General features: G+C 70.3%; 6 protein-coding genes. 4 read left to right on the forward strand and 2 right to left on the reverse strand.

Annotated features, from left to right (window positions below):
• Positions 1 to 37: 37 nt before the first annotated feature.
• A complete protein-coding gene (locus tag Afe05nite_RS27210; protein WP_203820045.1) occupies positions 38 to 691 on the forward strand; it encodes an ABC transporter ATP-binding protein in 654 nt (217 codons plus the stop codon).
• A gap of 12 nt (positions 692 to 703) precedes the next feature.
• On the opposite strand, the gene Afe05nite_RS27215 is transcribed toward Afe05nite_RS27210, so the two are convergent.
• Positions 704 to 1,546, reverse strand: coding sequence for an ABC transporter ATP-binding protein (locus Afe05nite_RS27215; protein WP_203820046.1), 843 nt, complete (start codon positions 1,544 to 1,546; stop codon positions 704 to 706).
• 127 nt (positions 1,547 to 1,673) lie between these two features.
• Here Afe05nite_RS27215 and Afe05nite_RS27220 point away from each other — a divergent pair, with 127 nt between their 5' ends.
• Positions 1,674 to 2,612 (forward strand): ribose-phosphate diphosphokinase, encoded by a 939-nt coding sequence (locus tag Afe05nite_RS27220; protein ID WP_203820047.1) that lies wholly within the window; start codon positions 1,674 to 1,676, stop codon positions 2,610 to 2,612.
• A 204-nt stretch (positions 2,613 to 2,816) separates the two neighbouring features.
• On the opposite strand, the gene Afe05nite_RS27225 is transcribed toward Afe05nite_RS27220, so the two are convergent.
• The gene (locus Afe05nite_RS27225; RefSeq protein ID WP_203820048.1) at positions 2,817 to 3,929 is read right to left on the reverse strand and encodes a lytic polysaccharide monooxygenase; all 1,113 of its coding nucleotides are present in this window, start codon (positions 3,927 to 3,929) and stop codon (positions 2,817 to 2,819) included.
• A gap of 248 nt (positions 3,930 to 4,177) precedes the next feature.
• Between Afe05nite_RS27225 and Afe05nite_RS27230 the strand changes: the two genes are divergently transcribed.
• Both Afe05nite_RS27230 and Afe05nite_RS27235 read left to right on the forward strand, forming a co-directional pair.
• Positions 4,178 to 4,915, forward strand: coding sequence for a phosphodiesterase (locus Afe05nite_RS27230; RefSeq protein ID WP_203820049.1), 738 nt, complete (start codon positions 4,178 to 4,180; stop codon positions 4,913 to 4,915).
• 149 nt (positions 4,916 to 5,064) lie between these two features.
• Positions 5,065 to 7,064 (forward strand): hybrid sensor histidine kinase/response regulator (locus Afe05nite_RS27235; RefSeq protein ID WP_239118227.1); only part of this gene is annotated, 2,000 nt, incomplete at its 3' end.

A 7,064-nucleotide genomic window follows, 5' to 3' on the forward strand; every position in this document is an offset into this window, starting at 1 on the left:
TCCGGGGAGCCTGAACCGCGAAGGGGAGCCGACGAACGTGCGCACACTGACGGTCGACGGGGCCGACCTGGCCTGGGATGACAATCGGCCGGTGCTGACCGGGGTCACGGTCACCGCCCGGCCGGGGGAGGTCCTCGCGGTCACCGGCACCTCCGGGGCCGGCAAGTCGACACTGCTCAGCGCCATGGCCGGGCTGTTGCGCCCGGCCGGCGGCAAAGTGCTCGTCGACGACGAGCCACTGACCGACCGGGACCACGCGGTCTCGCTGGGCGTGGTGCTGATCCCGCAGGACAACGGCCTCGCCGCGATCCTGACCGCGGCGGAGAACATCTCGGTCGCGGTCATCGCCACCGGGGGTACGCCCGCCGAGGCCCGCCGCCGCACCGCCGAGGCGCTCGATCCGCTCGGCCTCTCCGGCCAGGCGAACCAGCTGATCGAGGAGCTGTCCGGCGGCCAGCAGCAGCGCACCGCGATCGCCCGCGGCCTGGCCCTGCGCGGTGACGTGCTGCTGGCCGACGAGATCACCAGTGAGCTCGACGCGGCCAACCGGCAGCGCGTCATGGAGTTGCTGCGCGCCGAGGCGGCCCGCGGCGCCGCCGTGGTCTTCGCCACCCACGACCCGGAGGCCGCCGCGGCCTGCGACCGGGAGCTGCACCTGGCCGACGGCGAGGCGATCTGGGCCCGCCCCTGAGCGGACGGCGCGTCAGGCGACGTGCTCGGTGCCGCCGGGGACCAGGGTGACCTCGCCGTCGACATGCTGGACGGTGAACAGCGTGCCGGGCGGGTAGGACCCGAGGACCTCGGGCGGCAGCTGCACGGTGCCGTCACCGGCCACCACCGCGAAGTCCTGCCCGTCGCGGCCCTCGGCGCCGACCCGGCCGTCCCGGATCGTCACCGCCCGGCCCAGCCGGGCGCCCACCTCGTTGTCGTGGGTGACGACCACGATCGTGGTCTGGCGCTCGGCGTTGACGGTCTCCATCGCGGCCAGCACCTCGTCCCGCCCGGCCGTGTCGAGCCGGCTCGTCGGCTCGTCGACAAGCAACAGGCCGGGCCCGGTCGCGATGCCCACGGCCAGGGCCGCGCGCTGTCGGCCGCCGGGGGTGAGGTCGGACAGCCGCTGCCGCCCCTGACCGGGCAGGCCGACCAGGTCGAGGATGCGGTCGGGGTCGTCGAGCTTGATCCCCCGGGTGTGTGCGGCCCGCCGCTGCGCCAGCCAGATGTTGCGGTGCAGCGACGCGTACGGCAGCAGGTTGCGCGCGGCGCCCTGCAGCACCACGCCGAGCTCGGTGCCGCGCAGCCGGGAGATCTCGCCGTCGGAGAGCTTGCCCATGTCGTAGGTGCCGATGTTGATGCTGCCCGCCGACGGCCGCATCAGCCCGGCGAGCAGCGCGATGAGCGTCGACTTGCCCGAACCCGACGGGCCCACCAGCGCGATCGTCTCACCGGGGGCGATGGACAGGTCGACACCGGCGAGGGCGACCACGTCACCCGCCTCGGCGCGATAGATGTGCACCACGCGCCGGCAGACCACGGCCAGTCCATTCATGGACTCAAAATAGAGGAGATCCGCTCGTCATGACGACCCACGGCCGGGCCGCGGCGAGGGATCGGTGACCGAAGCGGAACCAAAGGTCGCTCGCAAGTGTCCGGCGGCAGCCTCCTAGGGTGGTCCCGTGCGCGACATCGCCGTATTCTCCGGATCCGCCCACCCCGAGCTGGCCGACGAGATCTGCCTGCACCTCGGTGTGCCGCTGCTGCCCACCAAGACGTCCCGATTCGCCAACGACTGCATCGAGGTGCAGCTGCAGGGCAACTGCCGCGAACGGGACGTCTTCCTGATCCAGCCGTTGGTTCCGCCCACTCAGGAAAACCTGGTCGAGCTGCTGTTCATGCTCGACGCCGCGCGCGGCGCCAGCGCCGGCCGGATCACCGTGGTGCTTCCGCATTACGCGTACGCCCGCAGTGACAAGAAGGATGCCCCGCGCATCTCCATCGGCGGCCGCCTGGTGGCCGATCTTCTCACCACCGCCGGTGCCGACCGGGTGCTCGCGATGACCCTGCACTCGCCGCAGGTGCACGGCTTCTTCAACATCCCGGTCGACCACCTGCACGCGCTTCGCGAACTGGCCGCCCACTTCCGGCGCTACGACCTGAGCAACACCGTGGTGGTCTCGCCCGACCTGGGCAACGCCAAGGAGGCGGCGGCCTTCGCCCGCCTGCTGGGCGTCGACGTCGCGGCCGGGGCGAAGCAGCGCTTCGCGGATGACAAAGTCGTGATCAGTACGGTCATCGGCGACGTCACCGACCGGGATGTGATCGTCCTCGACGACGAGATCGCGAAGGGCAGCACCGTGTTCGAGCTGCTCGCCCGGTTGCGCGACCGCAATGTGCGCAGCGTCCGGGTGGCTTGCACGCACGGCCTGTTCACCAACGACGCGATCAAGCGGCTCTCCGAGGAACGGGAGATCGACGAGATCGTCTGCACCAACACGGTGCCGATTCCCCGGGAGAAGTACACGGAGAAGCTGACCGTCCTGTCGGTGGCGCCGGCACTCGCGGAGGCGATGCGGCGGATCCACAACGGCGAATCGGTGAGCGCCCTGTTCGCTTAGGGCGATGGTGCGCTGAGTGGCGGTTCGGGTGAGCGGGGGTCGGGGAGGGCGTCCTGACCCCCGCTCCAGTCCTGATGGACGGATCGGTGGAACCGGTGTCACGCGAGAATTGCCTTACGGGACCTCCCTTCATTTGCGATGATCAATGTTGGGAGCGCTCCCAAACGACTTTAGCGGGCCGTCCGGGTGTTGAGAAGAGGCCCGTCAGATCGTCGCTGAGCAGGTGACCGTCGGGGTCTGCGCGGTGCCCGAGGCGAGGAAGCCGAACGTGGTGCTGCCGCCGGCGCTCAACGTCCCGTTGTAGGCGCTGTTGGTGGCCGTCTGCACGGTGCCGCTGACGGTCGACGTCGCATTCCACGTCTGCTGGATGCTCGGCGCGCTCGGGTAGGTGAGCTTCACCGTCCAGCCCTTGATCGCCGCCGCGCCCGCCGAGACGATCACGCTGCCCTGGAAGCCGCCCGACCACTGGCTGGCCAGCTGGTAGGAGGCGGAGCAGGCCCCGGAAGCCGGCGGCGTGGTGGGTGCCGTCGTCGGGACCGTGGTGGGTGCCGTCGTCGGCGGCGTGGTGGGTGCAGTGGTCGGGGCCGTGGTGGGTGCCGTCGTCGGCGGCGTCGTCGGCGGGGTGGTGGTGCCGCCACCGCCGAAGTCCACGTCGCTGCACCAGTAGTACGACTGGTCCAGGTGGCTGGCCTGCCAGATCGTGTAGACCATGGCGCGGCCGGTGCGACCGGACAGTGACACCGGGATGTTCAGCTGCACGCCGCCGGTGACCGGGTTCCACTGGGCGGCCGGCGTGTTGCCGACGACCGCGACCCGGGTCAGGTCCGACCACTTCAGCGCGGTGGTGCGCGGGTCGAAGCCGGGTTTGGACACGTACACCCACAGGTAGTCGGCGCCGTGCAGCGCCTGGTCGAACACCTGGACGTTGAAGTTGTTACCGACCGTGGTGGGTTTCCAGTCACCGACCGTGTCGAGCGCGTTGTAGCGGCCGTTCTGCGTGTGGCCGCCGCTGCACAGCTGACCGTCCGGGATGGCGGCCTGGTGGTTGCCGGCGACGCCCTCCCGGAAGAGGCCGTTCCAGCTCCACATCGCTTGCGGGTCGGCCTGCCAGGCCTGCCAGCACATCGGGTCCTGGGTGGCCATGCTCGGGTCTTGGAACTTGTCGCCCCACCGCAACCAGCAGCTGTAGTTGCGGGAGGCGGGGCCGATGGCGTTGCCGTGCGCGGAAGCGGGGCCGACCGGAAGGGCGACGGCAAGGGCGGCGAGAAGGACGCCGGCGAGGGCGCTGACGAGCAGGCGCGTGCGTTTTCTGGACATGAGGGCTCAGAACTCCGCTGGGGATAGAGGTCATGGGGGAAGGGTGCGGAGGTGTGCCCTCGTCCTCCGCTGCGTGACCCGGTGAGTGACGACTACCCTCCCCTTTGAATTGACATCTGTCAATAATGAACGACCGGAGCGGCGCCCGATAACGCGAAAACCCGCGCCTCCGCAAGCCGGGAAGATCGGCGTCAGGTGTCGCCTATTGGACGTCGTAGCGTAGGCGCCCTTACGCGTAGCGTCAGGCCATGGGGATATTCGCGCACGTCAGTGATGTCCATATCGACGCGGGCGAGCGCAGTGTCAAGCGCGCCCGGCGCGTCTTCGACTACCTCGCCGGCCTCGTCACGCCGCCCGACGCGGTGATCGTCACGGGGGACCTCGCCGACCACGGTGCCGAGTCGGAGTATGAACGACTCCGCGATCTTGTCGACCTTCCGATCCCGGTGCTCTGGTGCCCCGGCAACCACGACGCCCGCGAGCCCTACCGCAAGGCCCTGCTCGGCGAGGAGCCGGACGCCCGGCCGATCAACCGGGCCTTCGAGATCGCCGGCACGCTGATCCTGATGCTCGATTCCAGCATCCCCGGCCGCAACGACGGGGTGCTCGCCGACGAGACCCTCGAATGGCTGGCCGCCCGCCTCGCCGACCGCCCCGACCTGCCGACCTTCGTCTGCTTCCATCACCCGCCGGTGCCGCTGGGTCTGCCGTTCATCGACGAGATGCGGCAGTTCGGCACCGAGCGGCTCGCCGCCCTGGTCGAGCGCTCCCCGCAGGTGGTGGCGGTGCTCTGCGGCCATGCGCACACCCCGGCCGCGGCCATGTTCGCCGGCCGCCCGCTGCTGGTCGCCCCCAGCCTCACATCCACGCTGAAGTTGCCGTTCGAGACCGACCAGCTGATCGACCGCGACCTGCCCCCCATGATCGCGTTCCATCTGCTCGCCGAGGACCGCCGTCTCACCACCCACTACCGGGTCATCCTCTGAACCGAGACTTGTTCGCGACCTCCCGCGAGCCGCGCTCGGCGCGGGCCGGACGACGCGCTTCACCGTCGCGAACAAGTTTCGCAGGTTGCAAACCTGGCGAACCGGCCGCACGCATCCCACCAGACACGGATCATGTCGGCATGGGTGTCATGGCTTACCCCCTCCGGTACGCGTTGGCCGACCTCGCTCTGGCGCTCAGCCGGGTGTCCGAGAACTCCGCCGAAGTGCGATCCACCGCGGCACGCGCCGCGGCCGACATGATCGGCGACGGTGCCGGCATACAACTCCTCCGTGACGACGGCCGGTACGACGCGATCGTCTACCGGCACGTCGACGACGAGCGATCCGCGGCCCTCAGCCGGGTGCTCGACCACGTCGGCCAACTGCCCGACGACGACTTCTCCACCGCGCTGGCCGCCAGCCGGCGCCCGATCGTGCTGGTCGGCGACGGCGTCGAGCCCCTCGCCGGCGACGAGCACCACATCCACGCCGCCGTGCTGGTGCCGGTGATCGTCGACAACACGTACGCCGGCTACATGGTGCTGACCCGGGAGACGCCGGGCGCGTCCTACTCGACAGCCGAGGTCGAGCTGGCCCGCGACATCACCGGCGAACTGGCCCTGGCCATCTCCAGCGCGCGTGCCCTCGAACGCCTCCGGGTGTCCGAGGAGCGCTACCGCCGGGTGCTCGAGACGATGCCCGAAGGTGTGCTCCAGCTCGACCCGGACGGCGTCGCCAACTACGCGAACGAGCCGATGGGTGTCGTCCTCGGCATGCCCCGCAGTCAGCTCGTCGGGGTGTCGCTCCGCGGCTTCCTCGACGACCAGGGCCAGAAGGAGCTGACGCGGCGGTTCGGCGAGTGCGCACAGGGCCGCTCCACGGTCGGCGCGACCCGGCTGATGCGGGCCGACGGCTCCCGGCGCAGCGTGCGGATGAGCATGATGCCGCTGATGGACGACCAGGGGAAGTTCAGCGGCGTCGTCTGCATGGTCACCGACACCACCGACCACATCGACGCCCGCGGCCTCAAGCGCCAGCTCGACCACCTGCGCCGCCTCGACAGCCTCGGCCAGCTCATCGGTGGCATCTCGCACGACTTCAACAACCTGCTGACCGTGGTCGGCGGCTCCGCCGACATGATCCTCACCTCGACCGAGGAGGGCACCGACCAGCACCGGCTGGCCCAGGACATCCTCGAGGCCGTCGGCACCGGCCGCACGCTCACCCACCAGCTGCTGGCGTTCGGCCGCAGCGAGGGCAACCGCCCCGAGATCATCCCGATCCCGGACCTGCTCACCGACGTACAGTCGCTGTTCAGCCGCACCCTGGGTGAGCACATCGGCCTCGACCTGGCCTTCGGCAAGGACGTCTGGCCGGTGAAGGCCGAACGGGGTCCCCTCGAACAGGCCCTGGTCAACGTCGCCGCCAACGCCCGCGACGCGATGCTGCACGGCGGCATGCTGCGGGTGGCGGCCACCAATGAGGTGATCGAGGAATCCGAGACCTCTCCCGCCGGGCGGGTGGTCCATCTGGTCATCCAGGACACCGGTACGGGCATGACCGACGAGGTACGGCGCCGAGCCCTGGAACCCTTCTTCACGACCCGTCCGACCGCCGCCGGCCTGGGCCTGGCCACCACCGCCGGCATCGTGCAGGGCATCGGCGGCCACATCGAGCTCGAGTCCGAGCCCCGCATCGGCACCACGGTCCACCTCTACCTGCCCGCCGCCGAGGAGAAGGCCGCCTCGTCCGCCACCCGGCAGACCCAGGTGATCGGCAACGTGCTGATCGTCGAGGACCAGCCCGAAGTGGCCCAGCTCGTCCAGCGCCTGATCGAGCCGGCCGGCTACGCCATCACGGTCGCCACCGACGCCCTGATGGCCGTGACCCAGGTGGCCGCGGGCGCCCACCCCGATCTCCTGATCACCGACGTCGTCATGCCCACCATGACCGGCCCCGAACTGGCCGCCTCCCTGCGCACCCACCAGCCCGACCTGCCAGTTCTCTACATGTCCGGCTACACGGCCGCTTCCCTGGGCCCCCAGCTGCACCTGGACGACAACAGCATGCTGATCGAGAAGCCCTTCACCCGCTCCACCCTGCTGGGCGCGATCCGCACCCTGTGCGGCCCCCAGCCCACCCCGGGCAG

Origin of the sequence: Paractinoplanes ferrugineus (assembly GCF_016862195.1) — a bacterium.
Taxonomy (GTDB): domain Bacteria; phylum Actinomycetota; class Actinomycetes; order Mycobacteriales; family Micromonosporaceae; genus Actinoplanes; species Actinoplanes ferrugineus.

Bases quoted from the DNA above. Each gene is read 5' to 3' on its own strand.
- Afe05nite_RS27215 (WP_203820046.1), bottom strand. From the start codon at position 1,546: ATGAATGGACTGGCCGTGGTCTGCCGGCGCGTGGTGCACATCTATCGC.
- Afe05nite_RS27225 (WP_203820048.1), bottom strand. From the start codon at position 3,929: ATGTCCAGAAAACGCACGCGCCTGCTCGTCAGCGCCCTCGCCGGCGTC.
- Afe05nite_RS27230 (WP_203820049.1), top strand. From the start codon at position 4,178: ATGGGGATATTCGCGCACGTCAGTGATGTCCATATCGACGCGGGCGAG.